Source organism: Saliniferula longa, assembly GCF_050789285.1.
In the GTDB taxonomy this organism is placed as follows: domain Bacteria; phylum Pseudomonadota; class Alphaproteobacteria; order Rhodobacterales; family Rhodobacteraceae; genus CAVPWP01.
The window spans coordinates 567,900-588,695 of sequence record NZ_JBOUVX010000002.1; the positions used below are offsets into that span (position 1 = coordinate 567,900).

28 protein-coding genes are annotated in these 20,796 nt (G+C 66.4%); 15 read left to right on the forward strand and 13 right to left on the reverse strand.

The features are described 5' to 3' along the window. Positions 1–93: 93 nt before the first annotated feature. The 5 genes from ACRDNQ_RS09290 to ACRDNQ_RS09310 all read right to left on the reverse strand — a co-directional run bounded on the left by ACRDNQ_RS09290 (position 94) and on the right by ACRDNQ_RS09310 (position 2,651). On the reverse strand, positions 94–678 hold the full coding sequence (locus ACRDNQ_RS09290) for a F0F1 ATP synthase subunit B (RefSeq protein ID WP_459117291.1): 585 nt from the start codon (positions 676–678) through the stop codon (positions 94–96). Then, positions 675–1,199, reverse strand: coding sequence for a F0F1 ATP synthase subunit B' (locus ACRDNQ_RS09295; RefSeq protein WP_431828373.1), 525 nt, complete (start codon positions 1,197–1,199; stop codon positions 675–677). Before ACRDNQ_RS09295 ends, ACRDNQ_RS09290 begins: the two co-directional genes overlap by 4 nt. An 82-nt stretch (positions 1,200–1,281) precedes the next feature. Then, positions 1,282–1,518, reverse strand: coding sequence for a F0F1 ATP synthase subunit C (locus ACRDNQ_RS09300; RefSeq protein WP_368476381.1), 237 nt, complete (start codon positions 1,516–1,518; stop codon positions 1,282–1,284). A 50-nt stretch (positions 1,519–1,568) separates the two neighbouring features. Then, positions 1,569–2,276 carry a F0F1 ATP synthase subunit A gene (locus ACRDNQ_RS09305; RefSeq protein WP_431829102.1) on the reverse strand — a complete coding sequence of 236 codons (708 nt, stop codon included), beginning with the start codon at positions 2,274–2,276 and terminating at the stop codon, positions 1,569–1,571. A 48-nt stretch (positions 2,277–2,324) separates the two neighbouring features. After that, positions 2,325–2,651: an AtpZ/AtpI family protein gene (locus ACRDNQ_RS09310; protein WP_431828374.1), complete on the reverse strand. Its 327-nt coding sequence runs from the start codon at positions 2,649–2,651 to the stop codon at positions 2,325–2,327. Positions 2,652–2,906: 255 nt separating this feature from the next. Between ACRDNQ_RS09310 and ACRDNQ_RS09315 the strand changes: the two genes are divergently transcribed. Beyond that, a complete protein-coding gene (locus ACRDNQ_RS09315; RefSeq protein WP_431828375.1) occupies positions 2,907–3,257 on the forward strand; it encodes an ArsR/SmtB family transcription factor in 351 nt (116 codons plus the stop codon). A gap of 60 nt (positions 3,258–3,317) precedes the next feature. On the opposite strand, the gene ACRDNQ_RS09320 is transcribed toward ACRDNQ_RS09315, so the two are convergent. Continuing rightward, the gene (locus ACRDNQ_RS09320) at positions 3,318–3,935 is read right to left on the reverse strand and encodes an outer membrane protein (protein WP_431828376.1); all 618 of its coding nucleotides are present in this window, start codon (positions 3,933–3,935) and stop codon (positions 3,318–3,320) included. 238 nt (positions 3,936–4,173) lie between these two features. On the opposite strand from ACRDNQ_RS09320, the gene ACRDNQ_RS09325 reads away from it, so the two are divergent. After that, the gene (locus tag ACRDNQ_RS09325) at positions 4,174–4,902 is read left to right on the forward strand and encodes a BUD32 family EKC/KEOPS complex subunit (RefSeq protein WP_431828377.1); all 729 of its coding nucleotides are present in this window, start codon (positions 4,174–4,176) and stop codon (positions 4,900–4,902) included. A 7-nt stretch (positions 4,903–4,909) separates the two neighbouring features. Here the strand turns inward: ACRDNQ_RS09325 and ACRDNQ_RS09330 are convergent, their stop codons facing one another. Next, complete coding sequence (locus ACRDNQ_RS09330) at positions 4,910–5,794, reverse strand: LysR family transcriptional regulator (protein ID WP_431829103.1); 885 nt, start codon at positions 5,792–5,794, stop codon at positions 4,910–4,912. 152 nt (positions 5,795–5,946) lie between these two features. Next, entirely contained in the window at positions 5,947–6,777 is an 831-nt protein-coding gene (locus ACRDNQ_RS09335; RefSeq protein ID WP_431828378.1) for a hypothetical protein, read from the reverse strand. Between the two features lie 264 nt (positions 6,778–7,041). Here ACRDNQ_RS09335 and ffh point away from each other — a divergent pair, with 264 nt between their 5' ends. The 6 genes from ffh to rimM are packed head-to-tail and all read left to right on the forward strand — an operon-like array spanning position 7,042 to position 10,633. After that, complete coding sequence (gene ffh, locus ACRDNQ_RS09340; RefSeq protein ID WP_431828379.1) at positions 7,042–8,526, forward strand: signal recognition particle protein; 1,485 nt, start codon at positions 7,042–7,044, stop codon at positions 8,524–8,526. A gap of 17 nt (positions 8,527–8,543) precedes the next feature. Beyond that, positions 8,544–9,146, forward strand: coding sequence for a GNAT family N-acetyltransferase (locus ACRDNQ_RS09345; RefSeq protein ID WP_431828380.1), 603 nt, complete (start codon positions 8,544–8,546; stop codon positions 9,144–9,146). Beyond that, positions 9,143–9,445 carry a chorismate mutase gene (locus ACRDNQ_RS09350; RefSeq protein WP_431828381.1) on the forward strand — a complete coding sequence of 101 codons (303 nt, stop codon included), beginning with the start codon at positions 9,143–9,145 and terminating at the stop codon, positions 9,443–9,445. Before ACRDNQ_RS09345 ends, ACRDNQ_RS09350 begins: the two co-directional genes overlap by 4 nt. A 51-nt stretch (positions 9,446–9,496) precedes the next feature. Beyond that, entirely contained in the window at positions 9,497–9,907 is a 411-nt protein-coding gene (rpsP, locus tag ACRDNQ_RS09355) for a 30S ribosomal protein S16 (RefSeq protein WP_431828382.1), read from the forward strand. A gap of 40 nt (positions 9,908–9,947) precedes the next feature. Next, complete coding sequence (locus ACRDNQ_RS09360; protein WP_431828383.1) at positions 9,948–10,124, forward strand: hypothetical protein; 177 nt, start codon at positions 9,948–9,950, stop codon at positions 10,122–10,124. Beyond that, positions 10,121–10,633: a ribosome maturation factor RimM gene (gene rimM, locus ACRDNQ_RS09365; protein WP_431828384.1), complete on the forward strand. Its 513-nt coding sequence runs from the start codon at positions 10,121–10,123 to the stop codon at positions 10,631–10,633. The genes ACRDNQ_RS09360 and rimM overlap by 4 nt, the downstream gene beginning before the upstream one ends. A 34-nt stretch (positions 10,634–10,667) precedes the next feature. On the opposite strand, the gene ACRDNQ_RS09370 is transcribed toward rimM, so the two are convergent. Further along, a complete protein-coding gene (locus ACRDNQ_RS09370; protein ID WP_431828385.1) occupies positions 10,668–11,279 on the reverse strand; it encodes an NAD(P)H-dependent oxidoreductase in 612 nt (203 codons plus the stop codon). Between the two features lie 172 nt (positions 11,280–11,451). Between ACRDNQ_RS09370 and trmD the strand changes: the two genes are divergently transcribed. Then, on the forward strand, positions 11,452–12,282 hold the full coding sequence (gene trmD, locus ACRDNQ_RS09375) for a tRNA (guanosine(37)-N1)-methyltransferase TrmD (protein WP_431828386.1): 831 nt from the start codon (positions 11,452–11,454) through the stop codon (positions 12,280–12,282). 77 nt (positions 12,283–12,359) lie between these two features. Here trmD and ACRDNQ_RS09380 read toward each other — a convergent pair whose 3' ends face one another. Next, on the reverse strand, positions 12,360–13,304 hold the full coding sequence (locus ACRDNQ_RS09380) for an ABC transporter ATP-binding protein (RefSeq protein ID WP_431828387.1): 945 nt from the start codon (positions 13,302–13,304) through the stop codon (positions 12,360–12,362). Positions 13,305–13,384: 80 nt separating this feature from the next. On the opposite strand from ACRDNQ_RS09380, the gene ACRDNQ_RS09385 reads away from it, so the two are divergent. The 5 genes from ACRDNQ_RS09385 to ACRDNQ_RS09405 all read left to right on the forward strand — a co-directional run bounded on the left by ACRDNQ_RS09385 (position 13,385) and on the right by ACRDNQ_RS09405 (position 17,956). Continuing rightward, complete coding sequence (locus ACRDNQ_RS09385) at positions 13,385–13,576, forward strand: zinc-finger domain-containing protein (protein WP_431828388.1); 192 nt, start codon at positions 13,385–13,387, stop codon at positions 13,574–13,576. Between the two features lie 97 nt (positions 13,577–13,673). Continuing rightward, the gene (locus ACRDNQ_RS09390) at positions 13,674–14,144 is read left to right on the forward strand and encodes a hypothetical protein (protein WP_431828389.1); all 471 of its coding nucleotides are present in this window, start codon (positions 13,674–13,676) and stop codon (positions 14,142–14,144) included. 59 nt (positions 14,145–14,203) lie between these two features. Then, positions 14,204–17,002, forward strand: a complete 2,799-nt coding sequence (gene polA, locus ACRDNQ_RS09395; protein ID WP_431828390.1) for a DNA polymerase I — start codon at positions 14,204–14,206, stop codon at positions 17,000–17,002. A gap of 1 nt (position 17,003) precedes the next feature. Beyond that, positions 17,004–17,378, forward strand: a complete 375-nt coding sequence (locus tag ACRDNQ_RS09400; protein WP_431828391.1) for an MmcQ/YjbR family DNA-binding protein — start codon at positions 17,004–17,006, stop codon at positions 17,376–17,378. After that, complete coding sequence (locus ACRDNQ_RS09405) at positions 17,375–17,956, forward strand: YdeI/OmpD-associated family protein (RefSeq protein WP_431828392.1); 582 nt, start codon at positions 17,375–17,377, stop codon at positions 17,954–17,956. Before ACRDNQ_RS09400 ends, ACRDNQ_RS09405 begins: the two co-directional genes overlap by 4 nt. 12 nt (positions 17,957–17,968) lie before the next feature. Here the strand turns inward: ACRDNQ_RS09405 and ACRDNQ_RS09410 are convergent, their stop codons facing one another. Beyond that, positions 17,969–18,811 (reverse strand): bestrophin-like domain, encoded by an 843-nt coding sequence (locus ACRDNQ_RS09410; protein WP_431828393.1) that lies wholly within the window; start codon positions 18,809–18,811, stop codon positions 17,969–17,971. 160 nt (positions 18,812–18,971) lie between these two features. Between ACRDNQ_RS09410 and ACRDNQ_RS09415 the strand changes: the two genes are divergently transcribed. Next, positions 18,972–19,895, forward strand: coding sequence for a cation diffusion facilitator family transporter (locus tag ACRDNQ_RS09415; RefSeq protein WP_431828394.1), 924 nt, complete (start codon positions 18,972–18,974; stop codon positions 19,893–19,895). 11 nt (positions 19,896–19,906) lie between these two features. On the opposite strand, the gene ACRDNQ_RS09420 is transcribed toward ACRDNQ_RS09415, so the two are convergent. Beyond that, complete coding sequence (locus ACRDNQ_RS09420) at positions 19,907–20,134, reverse strand: DUF2798 domain-containing protein (protein ID WP_431828395.1); 228 nt, start codon at positions 20,132–20,134, stop codon at positions 19,907–19,909. Beyond that, entirely contained in the window at positions 20,131–20,733 is a 603-nt protein-coding gene (locus ACRDNQ_RS09425; RefSeq protein WP_431828396.1) for a DUF1285 domain-containing protein, read from the reverse strand. Before ACRDNQ_RS09425 ends, ACRDNQ_RS09420 begins: the two co-directional genes overlap by 4 nt. Between the last annotated feature and the right edge of the window lie 63 nt (positions 20,734–20,796).

Genomic DNA, 20,796 nt, shown 5'->3' on the forward strand with positions numbered 1-20,796 from the left:
GGGATACTTCCAGGTCGATGGAGAGGCTTGGGTCGCCCGAATGAAAAAGGCCCGCCACGAGGGGCGGGCCGATCTCTGGAGCGCGGGGCCCGATCAGTGCAGGCGGGCTTCGACGGTCTTGATCGCGTCGTCGATCAGCCCGGCCGCGCTTTCCTTGGTCATCTGCTTGGCCAGCACGTCGCCGGCGGCCGCGATGGCCACCTGCACCGCCTGATCACGCACGCCGCGAATGGCCGAGGCCTCGGCCGAGGCGATCTTTTCCTCGGCGGCCTGCAGACGGCGGGCGACCGACTTCTCGAGGTCGCGCTTAGCCTCGTCGGCGGCAAGCTGCGCTTCTTCCCGCGCCTGAGCGACGATGCGCGCGGACTGTTCGGCCACTTCGCGCTGCTTGCGCTCGTAGCTGGCGAGAAGCGACTGCGCCTCGTCCCGAAGGGCGCGGGCTTCGTCGAGGTCCGAGCGGATCTGGACGGCGCGCTTGTCGAGCAGGCCCGCGATCATTCCCGGAACCTTGAAGTACCACAGCACGCCCATGAAGATCAGGAACGCGATGGTGACGATGAAGTCCGTGTTCGTGAGCTTGTAGAACTCGGCCGAGAAGATGTTCTTCGTCGCCGCCGACGCCGGAAGTGCTGCGGCCACGAGGACGGCGGAAAGGAGAAGCCTGTTCATCCGTCTCACTCCTTGATCCGGGCGTTCACGGCTGCGGTGACGGTGCGAGCGTCGGCCTTGCCGCCAAGCGCCGCGACGATTTCCTTGGCGGTATCGCGGGCGACTTCCTTGACGGCGTCCATCGCGCCGTCGCGGATTTCCGCGATCCGGGCTTCGGATTCGCTGGCGCGCGCCGCGATCTCGGCGTCTGCCTTCGCCAGGGCAACGTCAAGGTCGGCCTGGATTTCGGCCCGGGCCTCGGCGGCGATCTTCTGCGCCTCACTGCGTGCGTCGGCCAGCGCCTTTTCATAGGCCGCTTCCGCCTCTTGCGCGCGCAGCTTGAGCTCCTCGGCCGCGGCGATGTCGTTGGTGATCGTTCCCTGACGCTCGGCCAGAACCGCAGAGATGCGCGGCAGCGCGACGCGCGTCAGGATCAGGTAGATCACGACAAGCGTGACCACCAGCCAGAAGATCTGGTTGGAAAAGGTCGAGAAGTCGAGCTGCGGAAGTCCGCCTGCCGCTTCTTCGGCCCCGTGGGTTTCGGTTGCCATCGTGCTGTCCTCGCGCGCGCTTCAAGGCCTGACACCGGACGCCCGCGGGGCGGACGTCCGGCCGTAAGGATCGAAGGACGTCTTAGACCGCGAACATCAGCAGAAGCGCGACTAGGAACGCGAAGATCCCCAGGGCTTCCGCGAAGGCGATGCCGATGAAGAGCGTCGCGGTCTGGCCGGCGGCGGCCGACGGGTTGCGCAGGGCGCCGGCAAGGAAGTTGCCGGCGACGTGGCCCACACCGATGGCGGCCGCGCCCGAACCGATGGCGGCGAGGCCGGCACCGATGAATTGACCCATGCTTGCGATATCGCCTTCCATGTCGTGTTTCTCCTTACGTTGGAATTGGCAGAATTGGGTTCGCCTGACCGTCAGTGATGCGGATGCAGCGCATCCTTGAGATAGACGCAGGTCAGGATGGTGAAGACGTAGGCCTGGATCGCGGCGACCAGGAACTCGAGCGCGTAGATCGCGACCATGCCGCCGATGGCGATCGGTGCGATCAGCGCGGCGCCGGCGAAGGCGGCGAAGACCTTCATCACCGCGTGGCCCGCCATGATCGCGCCGGCAAGTCGGACCGAATGGCTGAGCGGGCGCACGAAGAACGAGATCAGTTCGATCACGGCCAGGATCGGCCGCAGGCCGAGCGGCGCGGACGAGACCCAGAAGAGGCTGAGGAACGAGGCGCCATTCTTGACAAAGCCCACCACGACCACCGTTGCGAACACCGCAAGCGCCATGACCGCCGTGACCGCAATGTGCGATGTCGGGCTGAAGCTTGTCGGGATCAGCGCGAGGTAGTTCGAGAACAGGATGAAGAGGAACAGCGTGAAGATGTAGGGAAAGAACTTCAGCGCGTCCTTGCCGGCCACGTCCTCGACCATCTTGTGAACGAAGCCATAGACCAGTTCGGTGACGGACTGGGCGCGGTTCGGGACGATGGCGCGGCCACGGGTGCCAAGCAGGAACAGCGCCGCGATCGCGGCGACGGCCAGCGCCATCCAGAGGGTGGCATTGGTGGGCGTGTACCAGTGAATTGCGTCGCCGCCGAAAAGCGGCTTCACGATGAACTGGTCCATCGGGTGAAACTCGAGCCCGCCACCGCTGTGCGCTTCGTCCGCCACGTCCTAGCCCTTCTTCTTCGCGGCCTCGTCGGCCAGTCGTTTCTCCTGGATCTCGCGCGCCGAGCGGACCATGGTCAGCACCCCGGCGGCGAAGCCCAGCAATGTGAACAGCATCAGGAAAATGGGCTGCGTTCCGAAGAGCGTGTCCAGCCCCAACCCGATGCCGAAGCCGATCAGAAGACCGGCAACCAGTTCGATCACCATCCGCCACGCCAGTTGCGCCTGCGAATAGTGTTCCTCCGTATGGGGTTTGGGCGCGTCGCCTCCCTTGGCTTTCGCGATCCGCTGCTCCAGCGCCTTCAGGCGGTCCGCATCGTGATCGTCAGCCATGAGAAAAACCCCATTGGACAGTCGCGGGATGTCTAGGCAGCGAGGGGGGGCGAGTCAATGGGGCCGGCGATTGCTGTCGTCGGTCATTAACGCATTGAAATAGAGGAACTCTATCTACCGCCACCTCGCATCGGTCCTTCCGTTCCGGGCTTCGGGATCGTCAATCGCGCGGTTTCGGCATATTCAACCCGGAAGTTGAATTTGCGGCGCCGACCGGGATTGACGGGCAGGCACCCGCGCCGCTAGGGCGGGGTCGTGACGCGTACATCCACCCTAGACGTCGTTTTCGCCGCGCTGTCGGACCCGACCCGACGCGCGATCCTGACCATGCTGCTTGAAGACGATATGGCGGTGACCGACGTGGCCGAGCCGTTCGAGATGTCGTTGGCCGCGATCTCGAAGCATCTGGCCGTTCTGGCAGAGGCTGGTCTGATCAGCCAGGAGAAACGCGGGCGGGTGAAGTGGTGCAAGCTCGAACCCGACGCACTGCGGGGCGCAAGCGTCTGGATGCAGGGCTTCGGACAGTTCGAGCCTGTGCACCTTGACGCTTTCGAGCGGTTTCTTGCGGCCGAGCTTCACGATGGCGGGGACGAGGACCCCGCCTGACGAAGATCGACGCGGCCCCAGCTGATCAAGCCGGGCCGCGCCGTTGTGCTGAGCGGATCGTCAGAACCGGTACATCGCGCGAAGGTAGACGGCGTTCACGTCCACGTCGCCGCCCGACGATCCGATGCCGTCGAAGGAGTTGTAGATGTATTCACCGCCGAGCGTCCACGCGTCGCTCATCCGCCAGTCGTAGCCCAGGCCAAGCGAATAGCCGTCCGAGCTTCCGTCGATGAAATCGGACACCCCGTCGACGCTGGTATAGGCAAAGCCCGCGCTGCCGAAGAGCAGGCCGTTGCCCACCTCGTAGCCAAGGATCAGCTTCAGCCGCGCCATCTGGTCAAGGCTTGCGGATTCGCCGGTGTCGGGGTCGGTCACCGTCAGGTCGGTCCAGTCGTATTGGAACTCGGGCCCCAGATACCAGCCGCTCCCCAGGCTCCAGAGATAGCCGGCGGTAAGGCCGCCGATGACGTTGTTTTCGTCGAAGTCGTTGATGTCGAGGCTGAAGTCGCCGTAGGCATAGCCAAGCTGGCCACCGATGTAGCCGCCTTCCCAAGCCGCAGCCACCGGTGCCGGCGCGACGATGACAACCTCTTCGGCCGGAACGGGTGTCGGCCCCGCCGCGAAGGCTGCGCCGGCGGCAGTGGAAAGAAGGATGGCAAGCGATGCTTGTCTGAACATTGTGTGCTCCTTGTCAAATGCGGAACAGGGCCTGCTGTCGTCCCGCAAGCCCCGTGAACCATTGATGAGTTTCTTACATATAGGAACGACTACGCATTGACCTCGGTCAACCGGTGAACTTTCGGCGGAAAGCTGCCGGTGAGCCGCTACCGGGCCGCAAGGTCACGCGGTCGTGGCAATCACCCACGCTGCGTTTCGATATCTTTTCACGCCTGCCGGCAGCCCCTAGGTTCAGGACATGACCGCTGCTGCCGATACCGATCCGGACCTGATTGCCCGTGTCGCACAGACCACGGACCGGATCGAGCGTCTTGAGCATCAGGGCCAGGTGGTCTGGGTCAAGCGCGAAGAACGACTGTCGCTGCGGATGCGGCTTCAGAAAGGCGCGGGCGCCTCGGCCTTCGAACGCGAGCGCGCGGCCCTGCATCGCCTTGCCGGGCTTGATGTGCCTGTGCCGCCGATCCTTGCCGAGGGGCCCGATTTCTTCATGACGCCCGATAGCGGCGTCTCGCTTCAGACCATGGTGCGTGACGATCTTGGCGCAGACGGCGAACGTCGCGCGGCCTTCGTGGCCGCGGCCCAGGGTCTGGCCGGACTGCATGCCCGCCGGATCTCGCACGGGCATCCGCGTCTGAAGGATATCTGCTGGAAGGACGGGCGCATCACCTTCATCGACTTCGAGCGCTTCAGCGACAAGCTCAACACGCCAAGCGGCCACGCCCGCGATTTGGCGACCTTCGTCTTCAGCGCGATTGCCGAAGCGGGCGGGCCGACGGGCGATCTTGACGCCGCCCGCGACGCCTACCGGACCGCGGACGAGCAGGGCATATGGGAGCGGACGCGCACGCTGGTGCGCCGGCTGCGCTTCATCGACTGGCTGACGAAGCCCCTTCAATTCCGCCCCGACGGCAAGTCGCGCGAGTTCAAGGCGATTCCGGCCACGTTGCGCTATTTCGAACGGGGCTGACCCGGCCTCAGACGCCGATGTTCCAATCCCTGGCGCTGGCCTTCAGATGCTTGAGGAACGTCTGAACCTTCGGCGTACGGTGCAGATCGACATGGGTCACCAGCCAGAGGCGTGCGATCCATTCCTCACGCGGCGGGACGACCATGGTCAGCCCGTCAAGACGCTCGGCCTCCCATGTCGACAGAAAGCCGATGCCGGCGCCGGCAAGCACCGCGTCGCGGATCGTCTCGGTCTGCGAGGCGCGATAGACCATGGCAGCGGCCGGAACATGCGCGCGCAGCCAGGCGTTGAACGGTGCGCGCGAGGTATCGTTGTCGTGGGCCACGAATTCGTGGCCGGCAAAGTCGCCGTCGTTCTTCGGGCAGCCCTTGCGTCGGACGTAGCCCTGGCTTGCATAAAGCGCGACCTCGATGCGGCCGAAGGGTTGAACGACGTTGTCGGGCTGTTCCGGGGCCTGGCCGGCGCGGATCGCCACGTGCGCCTCGCCGTATTCCAGGCGGAAGACGCGGTCGTCGGTCAGGTAGCGCACGCGCAGGCCGGGGTGATCCTGCTGGAACGACACCAGCGTGGGCGTGACCAGCGGCGAGAGCGACCCAAGCGAGGTCACCACAAGATCGCCCGTGACGCTTTCGCCTTGCCCCTTGATCCGGCTGACCAGTTGCGAGAACTGGTCGTCCGTCGCCTGTGCGACCTGCAGAAGGTCCTTGCCCGCCTCGGTCGCGGTATAGCCCCGGGCGTGGCGCTGGAACAGTTTCACGCCAAGCTGCTCTTCCAGCGCGTCGATATGGCGGATCACGGTGGCGTGGTGGACGCCCAGCACCTCGGCGGCACCGCTGACCGTGCCCTGGCGGGCCACGTGATAGGCTGTCCGGATTTCGTCCCAGGTGCTGATCGACATCGTGAAGCGCCTCTTGTCCTGCGGGGGCGTTCTGCGATGCGGCGTACCGGATTGCAAGGCGCGGCCCCGTGTCGGAGCATCACATTTTCGCACATCTTCCGTGAAATCGACCGCCCGACTTGCACGTATGCATGGTCGTGACTGGGTCAGACCGCGGCCTTCCGCAGCCTTGCGGGCCGTGTCTCGCGGACCGGGGGCATTCCCAGAAGGGCCAAGAGCCGTTCGGTGTCGCGCCGGCCGTCTTCGTCAAGGCCGAGGGTGGCCCACTCGGCAGCAAGCGCCGCGCGTTCAAGTGTCACCACCTCGCCCAGGCTGCGCACGCGCGGCACGCCAAGTCTGCGCAGGTGGTCGAGCAACCGGTGCGAATGCAGGATCGTCGGGCGCGCGTCGAGCGGCTCCCACGCGTCAAGCAGCGTGACACGGCGCAGGTTGAATTCGGTCGGCAGGACATAGAACCGCAGGTCCGAGGCCCAGAGCAGGTCCTTCAGCGCGACCTGGTCGCGGGTCGCGCCGGCGGCGCGGTATCGTGCGGCCCAGTCGGCGAAGAACCGCGCCATGGCGGGCGAGTTCCGGTAAAGCACGACGCCCGAGTTGAGCTGCGGAAAGGCATAGGGCGTCCGCTCGGCATGGCCTTCCTGCACAAGATCCGACGCCCGGCGCATGTCATGGGCCAGCGCAAGGTCGAACCGCTGCATCAGGTCGAAGAGATCGCCGAACGGCGCCAGGATCAGCGTGTCGCAATCCAGGTAAAGCGTGCGATCGAACCGCGACAGCGGCATGCAGTCGATCTTGGCGCGGGGATGGACGCGCGCAACGGTATGGACGGCGTCGAAGACCTCAAGGCCGGGTGCGTCGGGGCAATCGGTGAAGACATCGACCGGCAGGCCCGGGTTGTGGTGCCTCAGCGTTGCAGCCGATGCCCGCGCAAGATCGAGGTAATCCTGGCCCGTGGCCACGTAGATCGCGCCGTCTGTCATCGTATCCGGTCCCGGACGTGCCTCCCGAAGCGCGAAGGCTAGCACGCGGCGGCGTCTCGGCAATGGGGATTTCGCCTCGCGCTTGACTCGCGGGCGTGTCGGGCCTATTGCGCGCCGGTCAGCCGGAAGCGTCCAGTCTTCCGGTCCCCGCCCAAGCGGGGATCGCCCCCCACCAGCGAGTTTCGCCCGTGGGGGCGTTTGGGCTTTGAGCGGTCCCCGCCTATCTTGGGGGCCAGATCGCCAACCGCGGAAGGAGCGCGCGAGATGTTCGAGAACCTGTCAGAACGCCTCTCTGGCGTCTTCGACCGGCTGACCAAGCAGGGCGCGCTGTCGGACGACGATGTCAGGACCGCCCTGCGCGAGGTGCGGGTGGCGCTTCTGGAGGCCGACGTGTCGCTGCCCGTGGCGCGCGACTTCGTCGCGGCCGTGCAGGCCAAGGCGACCGGGCAGGCGGTGACGAAATCGGTCACGCCGGGCCAGCAGGTCGTCAAGATCGTCCATGACGAACTGGTTCATGTCCTGGCCGGGGATGACGACGATCCGGGCGAACTGAAGGTCGACAACCCGCCCGCGCCGATCCTGATGGTCGGCCTCCAGGGCGGCGGCAAGACGACGACCACCGCGAAGCTGGCCAAGCGGCTGAAAGAGAAGAACGGCAAGCGGGTTCTGATGGCCTCGCTCGACGTGAACCGCCCGGCGGCGATGGAGCAGCTTCAGATCCTTGGGACGCAGATCGGCGTCGATACCCTGCCCATCGTGAAGGGCGAGACGCCGGTGCAGATCGCGAAGCGCGCCAAACAGCAGGCGACGCTGGGCGGCTACGACGTCTACATGCTCGACACCGCCGGCCGGCTGTCGATCGACGAAACCCTGATGGCCGAGGTCGAGGCGGTGCGCGACGTGGCCCGGCCGCGCGAGACGCTTCTGGTCGTCGACGGCCTGACCGGGCAGGACGCGGTCAACACCGCGCAGAACTTCGACGACCGCATCGGCATCTCGGGCGTGATCCTGACGCGGATGGACGGCGACGGGCGCGGCGGCGCGGCCCTGTCGATGCGCGCCGTCACCGGCAAGCCCATCAAGTTCGTCGGCCTTGGCGAGAAGATGGACGCGCTCGAGGAATTCCGCCCACAGCAGATCGCGGGCCGGATCCTTGGCATGGGCGACATCGTGGCCCTGGTCGAGAAGGCGCAGGAAGTGCTCGAGGCCGAACAGGCCGAGCGTATGATGAAGCGCTTCCAGAAGGGTCAGTTCAACATGAACGACCTCAGGGGGCAGCTTGAGCAGATGCTCAAGATGGGTGGCATGGAAGGCATCATGGGGATGATGCCGGGGATGTCGAAGTACAAGGGCCAGATGGATGCGGCCGGCCTCGACGACACCGTCCTGCGCCGGCAGATCGCGCTGATCAACTCGATGACGAAGAAAGAGCGCGCCAATCCGCAACTTCTTCAAGCCAGCCGCAAGAAGCGCATCGCGGCCGGCGCCGGCCTTGAGGTGTCGGAACTCAACAAGCTTCTGAAGATGCACCGTCAGATGGCGGACGCGATGAAGAAGATGGGCCAGATGGGCAAGAAGGGCATGCTGAAGAACCTTGGCGGCCTCTTCGGCGGCAAGGGCGACGCACCGAGCGAGGCCGAGATCGAGGCCGCGCGCAAGCAGGTCGGCGCACTGCCCAAGGGATTTCCCGGCATGGGCGGCGGGATGCAGCTGCCGCCAGGCCTGTCGGGCTTCGGGAAGAAGAAGTGACGGGGGCCCAATCTCATATGGCGGCGCCGACGCCGGCAGACGCGCCTTGGCTTCGGCCGGTGCCCGAGGCGGCGACGCTTCGGGGTGCGCTGGCGCGGGCCGTTCCCGTCATCGAGACCGAGCGGCTGCGCCTGCGCGCCCCGCGGGTCGAGGACTGGCCGGCGCTGGAGGAAAGCTGGACAAGTGCGCGCGCAGTCTATCTTGGCGGTCCCTTCACGCCCGAAGAGGGCTGGAGCGACTTCTGCAGGATGGTGGCGGGCTGGCTCCTGCGCGGCGTCGGCTACTTCACGGTCGAGCGGCGCGAGTCCGGCGAGGTGCTGGGCTTCGTCGGCATCAACCACGACTGGGGCGACGCCGAACTCGAGGAAGGCTGGCAGGTCACCGCCGAGGCCGAGGGCAAGGGCTATGCCACGGAAGCCGCGCGTGCGGTGCGTGACTGGGCCTTCACGACGCTGGGCCTTCGCGGCTTCGTCAGCTACGTCGATCCCGCGAACGCGCGGTCGCAGGCTCTGGCCCGTCGCATCGGCGGCGTCCTCGACCCCGAGGCACCGCTGACCGGCCCCAACGACGACGGACACACCATCGTCTTCCGCCACCGTGCAGAAGGGATCGCCCGATGACAGATCATGCCGCCCGCGCGGCCGAGCTTCTGGCTGGCCATCGCGCCTCGATCGACCGGCTGGACGCGATCCTTGTCTATACGCTGGCCGAGCGCTTCAAGCACACGCAGGCCGTCGGGCGGCTCAAGGCCGAACACGGATTGCCGCCCAGCGACAAGGCGCGCGAGGCGCAGCAGATCGAACGGCTTGAATGGTTGGCCAAGGAGGCCGACCTCGACCCCGAATTCGCCAAGAAGTTCCTGGGTTTCGTCATCCAGGAAGTGATCCGGCACCACCAGAGACACCAGAACCAGACCTGAAATCGGCGGGTCATGCCCGCCCTTGCAACGCCATCCGAAGGAGACACGACAATGGCAATGAAGATCCGACTGGCCCGCGGCGGCTCGAAGAAGCGCCCGCATTACTCGATCGTCGCCGCCGATTCGCGCATGCCGCGCGACGGCCGCTTCATCGAGAAGCTGGGCACCTACAACCCGCTTCTGGCCAAGGACAGCGAAGACCGCGTGAAGATGGATGTCGAGCGGGTGAAATACTGGCTGGGCGAAGGCGCGCAGCCGACCGACCGCATCAGCCGCATGCTGGAAGCGGCCGGCATCGTCGAGAAGAAGCAGCGCGCCAACCTCAAGAAGGCCGAGCCGGGCAAAAAGGCCAAGGACCGCGCCGCCGAGAAGGCCGCGAAGGCTGCCGCCGCTGCCGAAGCCGCGGCCGCCCCGGCCGCAGAGGCTACGCCCGAGGCCACCGAAGAGCAGGCGGCGGAGTGATCCGCCGCGCCCCTGGGCGACATGGCCACCTGATACGGCGATGACCCTGCTTGGCGTTCCCGGACTCGGCACCCTGCGCCGCCTTCTGACGGTCGCGCTTTGCGGCGCGGCTTTCTGGGCCGGTGGCGAGGTTCAGCGTGCCGCCATGATCGACCGCTGTCTCGACGCTGGCGGGGCGGTCGATGCCCGGGGTCTGTGCCGGGGTCTGGCCCGATGACGGCCCGGATTTGCGTGGGGGCCATCGCGGGCGCCTTCGGTGTGAAGGGCGAGGTGCGGCTGAAAAGCTTTTGCGCCGAGCCCGCCGCGATCGTGGACTACGGGACTCTGACCGACGAGGCCGGCACGCGCCGTTTCGACGTCACCCTGACGGGGCAGGTCAAGAACGGGCTCTCGGCCCGGCTTTCTGGCGTGCGCACGAAGGAAGAGGCGGACGCGCTTCGGGGTGTCCGGCTTTATGTCGAACGGGACCGCCTGCCTGACGTGGGCGAGGACGAATTCTACCACGCCGATCTTATTGGGTTGCGCGTCGTCGACACCGGCGGCACCGAAATCGGCACCGTCCGCGCGGTCCTCAACCATGGGGCATCCGATCTTCTCGAGGTGCACGCTCCCGGGAAGAAGGTGACGGTCCTGTTGCCCTTCACCCGCGCCGTGGTGCCGACGGTCGATCTGGCCGGCGGGCGGATCGTCGCCGACCCGCCCGAGGGACTGTTTCCCGAAGACTGACGTCCCCGCGGGAACGCCAGTCTTCGGCCGTGGTTCAGGCCGCGATGCGGTTTGCCTCTTCGGTCTGGCGCGTGAACTGCACCAGACGCCGCGACTGATGAGCGACGGCGGCCTTGCCGGCCTCGTCGAAGGCGCCGGCGGTGGTCGAGAAACCGTAGGGGTTGCCGCCGGCGGCGAACAGCACCTGGTCGGTGTAGCCCGGCGCGACGATCACGGCTCCCCAGTGCATCACGGAGGTGTAAAGGCCAAGAAGCGTGGATTCCTGGCCGCCATGGGTGTTTTGCGCGCTCGTGGTGGCAGTGAAAGTCTTGTTCGCAAGCTTGCCCTTCATCCAGAGCGGCCCGAGCGTGTCGATGAACGCGCGAACCTGGCTCGGGAACGAGCCATAGCGCGTCGGGGCGGACCAGAAGTATCCATCGGACCAGACCATGTCGTCATGGCTGATGACCGGGATGTCGCTGACCTTCTCGGTCTGTGCCTTCCAGGCGTCCTGCCCGGCGACGACCTCGGCCGGCGCCGTTTCGGCGAAGCGGACAAGGCGCACCTCGGCTCCCGCCTCGCGCGCGGCCTCGGCGGCGGCAAGGGCGACCTGGTGGTTGGTGCCGTAGGTGGAATAGAAGGCGACAAGGATCTTGGGGGTGCTCATGTGCGGTACTCCAATCGGGTGGTGGTCAGCGTTGACGAACACCTATGCCGCGCCTCAATTCGTTGAAACACGCATACCCGCTCGCCCCATGTGCGGGAATGCGCAGACTGGGGTGTCTGTTGCCGATGGTCCGGCGGGGTCGTAGAGAGGGGCAGGTCCGAAGGGTGAGCAGATGACGGAAAAACCAGCGGAAAAACCTGTGAAATCCCATGGCCGCCTCGCGATTGGTGCCTCGGCCCGTCCCCGAGAACTGATGACCGACACGCCGGTGATCGCCGGGGCCTGGGAGGCGCGCGTGATCACCCTGTTCCCCGAGGTGTTTCCCGGCGTTCTCGAGGCCTCGCTGACGGGCAAGGCGCTGAAGGACGGGCTGTGGCGTCTGGCGACGTTGGATCTGCGCAGCTTCGGGCTGGGGCGGCATCGCGACGTCGACGATACGCCCGCGGGCGGCGGTGCGGGGATGGTGCTGCGGGCCGACGTGGTGGGGCGCGCGCTCGAGACGGCCGCCGAAGGAACGCCGGACGACCGGACGCGCTGGCCGGTGCTGGCGATGTCGCCCCGGGGGACGCCCTTCACCCAGGCGATGGCGCACCGGCTTGCGGGGGCCGAGGGCGTCACCATACTGTGCGGCCGGTTCGAGGGGATCGACCAGCGGGCGCTCGACCATTTCGGCGTCGAAGAGGTGTCGATCGGCGATTTCGTCCTGACCGGCGGCGAGATCGCCGCGCAGGCGGTGATCGACGCGTCGGTGCGGCTGCGGCCCGGTGTGCTGGGCAACGCGGCGTCGACCGAAGAGGAAAGCTTCTCGCGGGGGCTTCTCGAGCATCCGCAGTTCACCCGCCCGGCGGTCTGGGAAGGCCGCGCGATCCCCGAGGTGCTGACCTCGGGCAATCACGGCGCCGTGGCGCGCTGGCGGCAGGAGCAGGCCGAGGCGCTGACGCGCGCGCGGCGGCCGGACCTCTGGCACGACTGGGTGGCGGCGCGCGAAGGCGGCAAGGGGTAGGGGGCACTGCGCCCACGCCCCGCCTGCGCGGGGCAGGGCCAAGGACACTTGCAGATCGAAGGGGATGCAGCCGCGCGTCAGGCGGCGCCGGAACGGGCGCGGGTGATTTCCAGGAAGACGTCCTGCAGGTCGGGCTCTTCCGTCGCCACGTCCCGCAGGCGGATGCCGGCGGCGCGCACCGCGGCCAGAATATCTTCCGGCGAGGTGCGGCTGCGCCGATAGGCGATGGCGATCGATCCGTCGGGGCGACGGGACGCGGTGCAGCCTTCGGGCAGGGGAAAGTCGGCCGGGGCCGGGTCTTCGCCGTGGACGACAAGGGTCTTGGCGTCCATCCGCCCCAGAAGGGCAGCGGTCCGGTCACGGGCGACGACCTGGCCGTGATTGATGATCGCGACCTCGTCGCACATGTCCTCGGCTTCCTCGAGGTAGTGCGTGGTCAGGATCACCGTCATGCCTTCGGCATTGAGCTTGCGCACATTGCGCCACAGCATCTGGCGCAGCTCGATGTCGACGCCGGCCGTCGGCTCGTCGAGGACAAGGATCGGCGGACGGTGGACCAGCGCCTTGCCCAGAAGCAGACGCCGACGCATCCCGCCCGACAGGGTGCGGGCATAGGCCTCGGCCTTGTCCTCGAGCCCGATCATGCGCAGGATCTCGTCGGTGCGGCGGCGCGACTTCGGCACACCGTAAAGCCCGGCCTGCACCTCGAGCGCGGCGCGCGGGGTGAAGAAGGGGTCGATGTTGAGCTCCTGCGGCATCACCCCGATCGAGGCGCGGGACTGGCGCGGGTTCACATCCTGGTCGAAGCCCCAGATGCGCACGCTGCCCGAGGTCTTCAGCACCAGACCGGCAAGGATGTTGATCAGCGTCGACTTGCCAGCCCCGTTCGGCCCCAGAAGGCCGAAGATCGACCCTTGGGGAATGGCGAGGTCGATGCCTTTCAGCGCCTCCTTGGGCGGTTCGCCCGCCGAGGCCGCATAGGTCTTGCGCAGGCCCGTGATCTCGATCGCGTTTTCGGTCATGGCCTGTCCGCGTGCTCTTGTTCCCGTCAGGCGCTTCGCTATCATGCCCGGACCAGCCTTTCCACAGACGAGGATGCAAGGTGCCCCCGACGCCAATCGACGCCCCGGAAACCGAGATCGTAAGCCAGTGGCGCGTCGCCTGCGACGGCGGGGAAGGCGCGCTTGGGCATCCGCGCGTGTGGTTGTCGATCCCCCATGACAAGGGCTGGGTCGAGTGCGGCTATTGCGACAAGCGCTTCGTGCACGAGGATTTCGCGGACAAGCCAAAGTAGACCGCGCTGTCGCGGCCGCCGACCAAAGTCCCCTTCCGGTTTCACAGAATGGCCACAAACGCCGTGCATGGGGCGTGGTTGCAGTGTGGAGGCCGGAATGTTCGAAGACGCGCGACACAATCTGTTCGGCACGTGGGGTTTCTGGAGTGTCCTGGTGGGCGGACTTGCGGTGATGCTGGTCTTTCTCCAGATTGCCGGGCCGTCGCTCGAACCGCAGCCGTCGATCGGAAACCAGATCGGAGAGATTGCCGGGGACATCGCCCGCAGCGCCTGGGAATCCTTCCGTGGGGAATATTTTCCTGAACCTGAGCCTGCCGCGCAGTCGAAGTGGATCGCGGTTGGGCTTCTGGCACCGCTCATGGGTGTCGTCGCCATCGTCCTTTCCCTGATTTCCGCCGTTCGCCGCGAGAACTGGCATTATCCCTTCTACGGGGCCGGGCTTGGGGGCGCTGCCATCGTCTTTTACTTCTTCTGGTGGGTGGCGGCCCTGATCGCCGGGGCGATGATGATCGTCGCGATCGTCGAAAACCTCGGTTCGATCTTCGATGGCGGTCTCTTCGGCGGATAGGCGTCTGGACTTCGCGGCTTCGCTGTCCCATGCCTGTGGGGCACCGAGAGGAGTCCAACATGGCATTCGGCAAGGGACATCACCTTCAGCTGATCGACGGCTCGGCCTTCATCTTCCGGGCGTTCCACGCGTTGCCGCCGCTGACGCGAAAATCCGACGGGCTGCCGGTCGGCGCGGTATCGGGTTTCGTGAACATGCTGTGGAAGCAGGTCGAAGAGGCGAAGGGGGCGGATGCGCCAACCCACGTGGCGGTGGTATTCGACAAGGGCTCGCACACGTTCCGCAACGACATGTACGATCTTTACAAGGCCAACCGCGAGGCGATGCCCGAGGACCTGCGCCCGCAGATCCCCCTCACGCGTGAGGCGACGCGGGCCTTCAACATCGCCTGCCTCGAGCAGGAGGGGTTCGAGGCCGATGACATCATCGCGACACTGTCCTGCAAGGCGCGCGACGCCGGCGGGCGGGTGACGATCATCAGCTCGGACAAGGATCTGATGCAATTGGTGGGCGACGGCATCGAGATGTTCGATGCCATGAAGAACAAGCGCATCGGCGTCGACGAGGTGGCCGAGAAGTTCGGCGTCGGTCCCGACCGGGTCGTCGACGTGCAGGCGCTGGCCGGGGATTCGGTCGACAACGTGCCCGGTGCGCCGGGCATCGGGATCAAGACCGCCGCCCTTCTGATCAACGAGTTCGGATCGCTCGAAGACCTGCTGGCCCGGGCCGAAGAGGTGCCGCAGCCCAAGCGCCGGCAGGTGCTGATCGACCACGCCGACCAGATCCGCCTGTCGAAGGAGCTTGTGAAACTCGATTGCGACATGGATCTCGACTACGACCTCGACAGTCTTGAGGTGAAGGAACCCGATCCGGAGGCGTTGCTGGGCTTTCTGGCGTCGATGGAATTCCGCACCATCTCCAAGCGGGTGGCCGAGAAGCTGGGGGTCGAGGCACCGGTGATCGCCGAGGCGCCGCTCGAGACGGTGTCGGAAGACGCGCCGGCCGACACCCTTCCGTTCGATGTCGACGCCTACGAACGGGTGACGGACGCCGAAGCGTTGCGGCGCTGGATCGCGCTGGCCCATGGGCGGGGATACGTGGCCGTCGACACCGAGACGACCGGCCTGAACGAGATGACGGCGGATCTTGTCGGCATCTCGCTTTCCGTCGAGCCGGGGCAGGCGTGCTACATCCCGCTGGCGCATAAAGCCGGGGCGGCCGACGATCTGTTCGGGTCCGACGCCCTGGCCCAAGACCAGATGCCGATGGATGCTGCGCTGACCCTTCTCAAGCCGATGCTCGAGGACCCGGCCGTCCTGAAGATCGGCCAGAACATGAAATACGATGCCAAGATCTTCGCGCGCTATGGCATCGCGGTGGCGCCGATCGACGACACGATGCTGATGTCCTACGCCATGTTCTCGGGCCTGCACACGCATGGCATGGACCTGCTGAGCGAGCGCTATCTCGAACACACGCCGATCCCCATCAAGTCGCTTCTGGGGACGGGCAAGGCGCAGGTGACCTTCGACCGGGTGCCGATCGACGAGGCGGTGAAATACGCAGCCGAGGATGCCGACGTCACCATCCGGCTTTGGCAGGCGCTGAAGCCCCGGCTGCACCGCGAGCAGGTGACGACCGTCTACGAGACGCTCGAACGTCCGATGGTCGCCGTGCTGGCCGAGATGGAAATGGCCGGCGTCAAGGTCGACCGCGACACGCTTTCGCGGATGTCGAACGCGTTTGCCCAGAAGATGGCCCAGCTCGAGGACGAGATCCAGACGCTGGCGGGCCAGACTTTCAACGTCGGCAGCCCTGCCCAGGTGGGCGAGATTCTGTTCGAGAAGATGGGCCTGCCCGGCGGCGAGAAGGGCAAGACGGGCAAGTACTCGACCCCGGCCGATGTCCTCGAGGATCTGGCGACCGAACACGAGCTGCCCGGCCGCATCCTTGACTGGCGTCAGCTTCAGAAGCTCAAGTCGACCTATACCGACGCGCTGCAGGACCATGTGAACCGCGACACCGGGCGGGTGCATACCTCTTACGTGATCTCGGGGGCGGCGACGGGGCGGCTAGCCTCGACGGACCCGAACCTCCAGAACATCCCGATCCGCACCGACGAGGGCCGCCGCATCCGCGAGGCCTTCGTGGCGCCCGAGGGCCGGGTGCTGGTCAGCCTGGACTACAGCCAGATCGAACTGCGCATCCTGGCCCATGTCGCCGGGATCGACGCGTTGAAGCAGGCCTTCCGCGAAGGGCAGGACATCCACGCGGCGACCGCATCCGAGATGTTCAACGTGCCCCTCGACCAGATGACGCCCGAGGTGCGGCGTCAGGCGAAGGCGATCAACTTCGGCGTGATCTACGGGATCTCGGGCTTCGGCCTGGCGCGCAACCTGCGCATCCCGCGCGACGAGGCGCAGGGCTTCATCGACCGTTACTTCGAACGCTTCCCCGGCATCCGCGCCTACATGGACGCCACCGTTGCCTTCGCGAAGGAGAACGGACATGTCCGCACGCTTTTCGGGCGCAAGATCCACACGCCCGAGATCAACGCCAAGGGTCCCCACGCGGGTTTCGCCCGGCGCGCCGCGATCAACGCTCCGATCCAGGGCACGGCGGCCGACATCATCCGCCGCGCGATGATCCGCATGCCCGCGGCGATCGACGGGCTTCCCGCGAAGATGCTGCTTCAGGTGCACGACGAACTTCTGTTCGAAGTCGACAACGCCGCCGCCGACGACCTGATCGGCATCGCGCGCGACGTGATGGAAGGGGCGGCCGCCCCGGCCGTGCACCTTGACGTGCCGCTCGTGGTCGATGCGGGCAAGGGCGCCAACTGGGCCGAGGCGCACTGAGATGGAAGCCGGCGCGCCGCTGTCGTCCTATGACGACCTGCGCGCGTTCGCGCTGTCGCTCGGCCTGCCAGAGGTCGAGGACGGAACCGCCTGGGGTCATCCCTGCCTGCGCGCGCATGGCAAGATGTGGGTCTGGTGGTCGCCCTATGCGGATGCGGCGGTCTTCAAGGCGGGCAAGGACGAGCGCGAGATGCTGATCGCGGCGGACCCCGAGACCTTCTTCCTGCACCCGCACTATGCGCCGTACACCCTCGTGCTTGTCCGGGGCGGTCGGATCGACCGTGGCTGGGCGTGGGCACGCCTCATCGCGCAGTGGCGCGACGCCGCGCCGAAGCGCTGGCTCAAGGCGTGGGACGCGGCGAAGGAAGACCCATGATGGCGCGGGCCGCCGAAGGCGCGCCCAGGATCGAGGTTCGCTCGCGCGCCGAGCTTCGCGACTGGCTTGCCGGCAACCATGGTTTGGGCGATTCGGTCTGGCTCGTTACCTTCAAGAAGCACATGCCAGACTATCTGCCGTACGGCGACCTGATCGAGGAGCTGCTGTGTTGGGGCTGGATCGACAGCCAGACCCGCGGCGTCGACGCGGACCGGACCAGCGTGCTGATCGCGCCGCGGAACCCGAAGTCGGCCTGGTCGGCTGTCAACAAGGCAAAGGTCGAGGCCGCCCGCGCCTCGGGCGCGATGACCGAGGCGGGCGAACGCCTGGTTCGCATAGCGCAGGAGAACGGCATGTGGACGTTTCTTGACGATGTCGACCGGCTGGAGGTGCCCGATGACCTTGCGGCGGCGCTGGGTGACCTGCGCGCGGCCTGGGACGCCTATCCCAGGTCGGTCCGGCGTGGGACGCTGGAATGGATCAAGACGGCGAAGGCCGACCAGACGCGGGCGACACGGATTGCGGGCGTCGTGACGTCCCTGCACGCCGGTCTGCGCCCACCGCCCTTTCGGCGCTGAGACGCGGTCCGATCAGATCCTGCCCTTCAGCGCCTGCTCCATATCGAAGATCGTGGCGCTGATCGGGGCGGTGCTGACGCGGATCAGGCCGTCGTTGGTTCGCTGGGTGTCGACGATCGTCAGCATCACGACGAACAGGATCGAGGCAAGAACGAAACTGCGCCAGTTCAGTGTCCGACCCTCATGCCCGGCTTGGTTGCCGATCAGGTAAAGCGACACAAGGGCCGCCACCAGCATCATGGTCTGCGCCACTTCCGACACCGGGATCGCCAGCGTCTCCACGCGGTAGAGATGCGCGTCGAGCGCATCGTTGACCGCGCCGGCGACGAAGGCCTGCAATGGCGCCGGCAGGGGGTCGGCGGTGGCCGAAAGCGTCAGCGGCCAGATCTTTTCCTGTTCGCGCAGACTATTGTCGAGAAAGGCGCGCACAGAGGCCATGTCGTTCAGCGGCTCCGGCGGGGCGACCCTGGTCCTGGCATAGTCGAGAAGCGCCGTCTGAAGGTTGGTTCGCCCGGGGTCCGGAAGATAGTCGGCGCGGAGGAAGGCGGTGCCAAGCGCGGCGGCCTCGTTCGTGATGGCCGATTTGGTTGCCTGGCTCGTGCTGAGCGCGTTCCCGAAGCTGAAGGCGAGGAGCAGCCCGAGAAGGGCAAGGATCGCCCCCACCTCGACGTCGTTGCCCGGGGCGTCATCGATGCGCCCCACCGCCGCGCGCCGCCGACGTGCTGCGGACCCGACCTTGTGGCCGACGATCACCGCCGAGGGCAGCAGGACAACCAGCACGATCGTGACCCAGTAAAGTCGCATGAAAGGCAGGGTGATATTGGTGAAAAGCGCCGCCGATGTCGTCGTATCCATCCCCGCCTCCCCGGACCGCATCCCAACTGACTGCCGAAACTCCTACATAGTCGCGGCGACGACGCCAGCGAAGAAATCGGCGCCGATGCTGCAGCGCCGCAGCGGACACGCGAAGGCGGGATGCATTGGCAAATCATGGGGCGCGCCTTAGGACAACGCCATGGCCCACGACCATGCCCATGTTCATCGACCCGATCCCGCTGTCGGCGACCGCAGGGTGCTTTGGGCCGTGATCATCAATCTTGCGCTGACCGTCGTGCAGGTGGTGGCCGGGATCGCGTCAGGATCGCTCGCGCTGATCGCGGACGCGGTCCACAACCTGGCCGATGCCATGTCGCTGGTAATCGCCTTCGCGGCGCGGAAGGTGGCGCGGCGGCCGTCGGATGGCGACATGACCTTCGGTTACGGCCGGGTCGAGGTGGTGGCGGCGCTGGTCAACTATACTACGCTGATCGTGATTGCCCTTTACCTTGCGTCCGAGGCGGTGATGCGCTTCGCCGATCCGCCGGGGGTCGAGGGATGGATCGTCGTTGCGGTCGCGGGGGTCGCGCTGCTGATCGACGCGGCGACCGCCCTGCTGACCTGGCGGTTGTCGAAGGACAGCGTGAACATCCGCGCCGCCTTCCTGCACAACCTGACCGACGCGCTGGGATCGCTGGCGGTCATCGTGGCGGGGTCGTTGATCCTTCTTTACGACTGGCGCCTGATCGATCCGATCGTGACGCTGGGCATCGCCGGGTACATCCTGTGGCTTTCGGTCGCCGGCATCGTGCCGGTCGCGCGCATTCTGATGCAGGCAAGTCCCGATGGCGTCGAGACCGACGCCGTCTGCGCCGCGATCGAGGCGGTTCCCGGGGTGCGGTCGGTGCATCACCTGCATCTGTGGCAAATGGACGAACGCACCGCCTCGCTCGAGGCGCATGTCGTCCTCGACGGAGGCGGAATGGGCGACGCCGCGCGGGTGAAGGACCACATCCGCGCGCGTCTTCAAAAGAGCTTCGGCATTTCTCACGCCACGCTCGAGACCGAATTGCCCGACCAAGGCTGCCCCGACACGCAGCGCATCGGGCACGCGGACGCCTGACGCCTGCCGGCCTACGGCTTTGCGGTGATCCGCGCGATCAGCCGCGTCACGATCGGGCGGAAGATCACGAGTGTCGGAAAGGCCACGGCCCAGGCAAGGGCCCAGGCACCCATCCAGGCCCCCCCGAAGCCCGGTCCTGTTCCAAGCGCCCGGGCCGTTGCGATGCCGGTGACAAGGAAGGACATGATGCCCGAAAGGATCAGGGCGATGGCGATCGGGGCAAGACGGGCGGGAATCATTCGGGGTGGTCCTCGTAAACGGTCGATGATCGCTCTATCGGGAAAAATGCGCCACCGGACCAGAGGCCGAACCAGCCCTTCCTGTCGCAGCCAATCTCGACAAGGCGGTAGAAACTCTTGCGGTCGATCAGGGCCTCGAGGTTCGCGCGCACAAGGACATAGGGTGCCGGTTCACCCGTGATCGGGTCGTGGGCGACGCGGATCGGGGCGTCCGGCCCCGCCGTCGTGCGGTCGCCGGTGTTGGTCGTGAAGGTCAGGGTCTGGCCCGGTCCGGTTCCCGCAACTTCGAAATCGACGGCGACGAAGGGCGCGTCGTCGACCCTGATGCCGACCTTCTCGACCGGAGTGACAAGGAAATAGTCGTCACCGTCCCGTCGCAGAATGGTCGAGAATAGCCGAACAAGCTCTTTCCGCCCGATCGGCGTGCCAAGATAGAACCATGTGCCGTCCCGCGCGATGCGCATGTCGATGTCGCCGCAGAAGGGCGGGTTCCACAGGTGCACCGGCGGCAATCCGCCCTTGGATGCGGCAGATGCGCTTGCGGCGAGGGTCTCGGCTGAAGGTTTCACGATCATTTGTGCGCTTTTCGATTTTGCCATTTGGCGCGTCCGGCATAGTTCGGTCTAGTATCGCACCAAAGATACCGCTTGATGAGGATTTGT

Bases quoted from the DNA above. Each gene is read 5' to 3' on its own strand.
- ACRDNQ_RS09295 (WP_431828373.1), bottom strand. From the start codon at position 1,199: ATGGCAACCGAAACCCACGGGGCCGAAGAAGCGGCAGGCGGACTTCCG.
- ACRDNQ_RS09300 (WP_368476381.1), bottom strand. From the start codon at position 1,518: ATGGAAGGCGATATCGCAAGCATGGGTCAATTCATCGGTGCCGGCCTC.
- ACRDNQ_RS09305 (WP_431829102.1), bottom strand. From the start codon at position 2,276: ATGGACCAGTTCATCGTGAAGCCGCTTTTCGGCGGCGACGCAATTCAC.
- ACRDNQ_RS09310 (WP_431828374.1), bottom strand. From the start codon at position 2,651: ATGGCTGACGATCACGATGCGGACCGCCTGAAGGCGCTGGAGCAGCGG.
- ACRDNQ_RS09320 (WP_431828376.1), bottom strand. From the start codon at position 3,935: ATGTTCAGACAAGCATCGCTTGCCATCCTTCTTTCCACTGCCGCCGGC.
- ACRDNQ_RS09325 (WP_431828377.1), top strand. From the start codon at position 4,174: ATGACCGCTGCTGCCGATACCGATCCGGACCTGATTGCCCGTGTCGCA.
- ACRDNQ_RS09335 (WP_431828378.1), bottom strand. From the start codon at position 6,777: ATGACAGACGGCGCGATCTACGTGGCCACGGGCCAGGATTACCTCGAT.
- ffh (WP_431828379.1), top strand. From the start codon at position 7,042: ATGTTCGAGAACCTGTCAGAACGCCTCTCTGGCGTCTTCGACCGGCTG.
- ACRDNQ_RS09345 (WP_431828380.1), top strand. From the start codon at position 8,544: ATGGCGGCGCCGACGCCGGCAGACGCGCCTTGGCTTCGGCCGGTGCCC.
- ACRDNQ_RS09350 (WP_431828381.1), top strand. From the start codon at position 9,143: ATGACAGATCATGCCGCCCGCGCGGCCGAGCTTCTGGCTGGCCATCGC.
- rpsP (WP_431828382.1), top strand. From the start codon at position 9,497: ATGGCAATGAAGATCCGACTGGCCCGCGGCGGCTCGAAGAAGCGCCCG.
- ACRDNQ_RS09360 (WP_431828383.1), top strand. From the start codon at position 9,948: ATGACCCTGCTTGGCGTTCCCGGACTCGGCACCCTGCGCCGCCTTCTG.
- rimM (WP_431828384.1), top strand. From the start codon at position 10,121: ATGACGGCCCGGATTTGCGTGGGGGCCATCGCGGGCGCCTTCGGTGTG.
- ACRDNQ_RS09370 (WP_431828385.1), bottom strand. From the start codon at position 11,279: ATGAGCACCCCCAAGATCCTTGTCGCCTTCTATTCCACCTACGGCACC.
- trmD (WP_431828386.1), top strand. From the start codon at position 11,452: ATGACGGAAAAACCAGCGGAAAAACCTGTGAAATCCCATGGCCGCCTC.
- ACRDNQ_RS09380 (WP_431828387.1), bottom strand. From the start codon at position 13,304: ATGACCGAAAACGCGATCGAGATCACGGGCCTGCGCAAGACCTATGCG.
- ACRDNQ_RS09390 (WP_431828389.1), top strand. From the start codon at position 13,674: ATGTTCGAAGACGCGCGACACAATCTGTTCGGCACGTGGGGTTTCTGG.
- polA (WP_431828390.1), top strand. From the start codon at position 14,204: ATGGCATTCGGCAAGGGACATCACCTTCAGCTGATCGACGGCTCGGCC.
- ACRDNQ_RS09400 (WP_431828391.1), top strand. From the start codon at position 17,004: ATGGAAGCCGGCGCGCCGCTGTCGTCCTATGACGACCTGCGCGCGTTC.
- ACRDNQ_RS09405 (WP_431828392.1), top strand. From the start codon at position 17,375: ATGATGGCGCGGGCCGCCGAAGGCGCGCCCAGGATCGAGGTTCGCTCG.
- ACRDNQ_RS09410 (WP_431828393.1), bottom strand. From the start codon at position 18,811: ATGGATACGACGACATCGGCGGCGCTTTTCACCAATATCACCCTGCCT.
- ACRDNQ_RS09415 (WP_431828394.1), top strand. From the start codon at position 18,972: ATGGCCCACGACCATGCCCATGTTCATCGACCCGATCCCGCTGTCGGC.
- ACRDNQ_RS09420 (WP_431828395.1), bottom strand. From the start codon at position 20,134: ATGATTCCCGCCCGTCTTGCCCCGATCGCCATCGCCCTGATCCTTTCG.
- ACRDNQ_RS09425 (WP_431828396.1), bottom strand. From the start codon at position 20,733: ATGGCAAAATCGAAAAGCGCACAAATGATCGTGAAACCTTCAGCCGAG.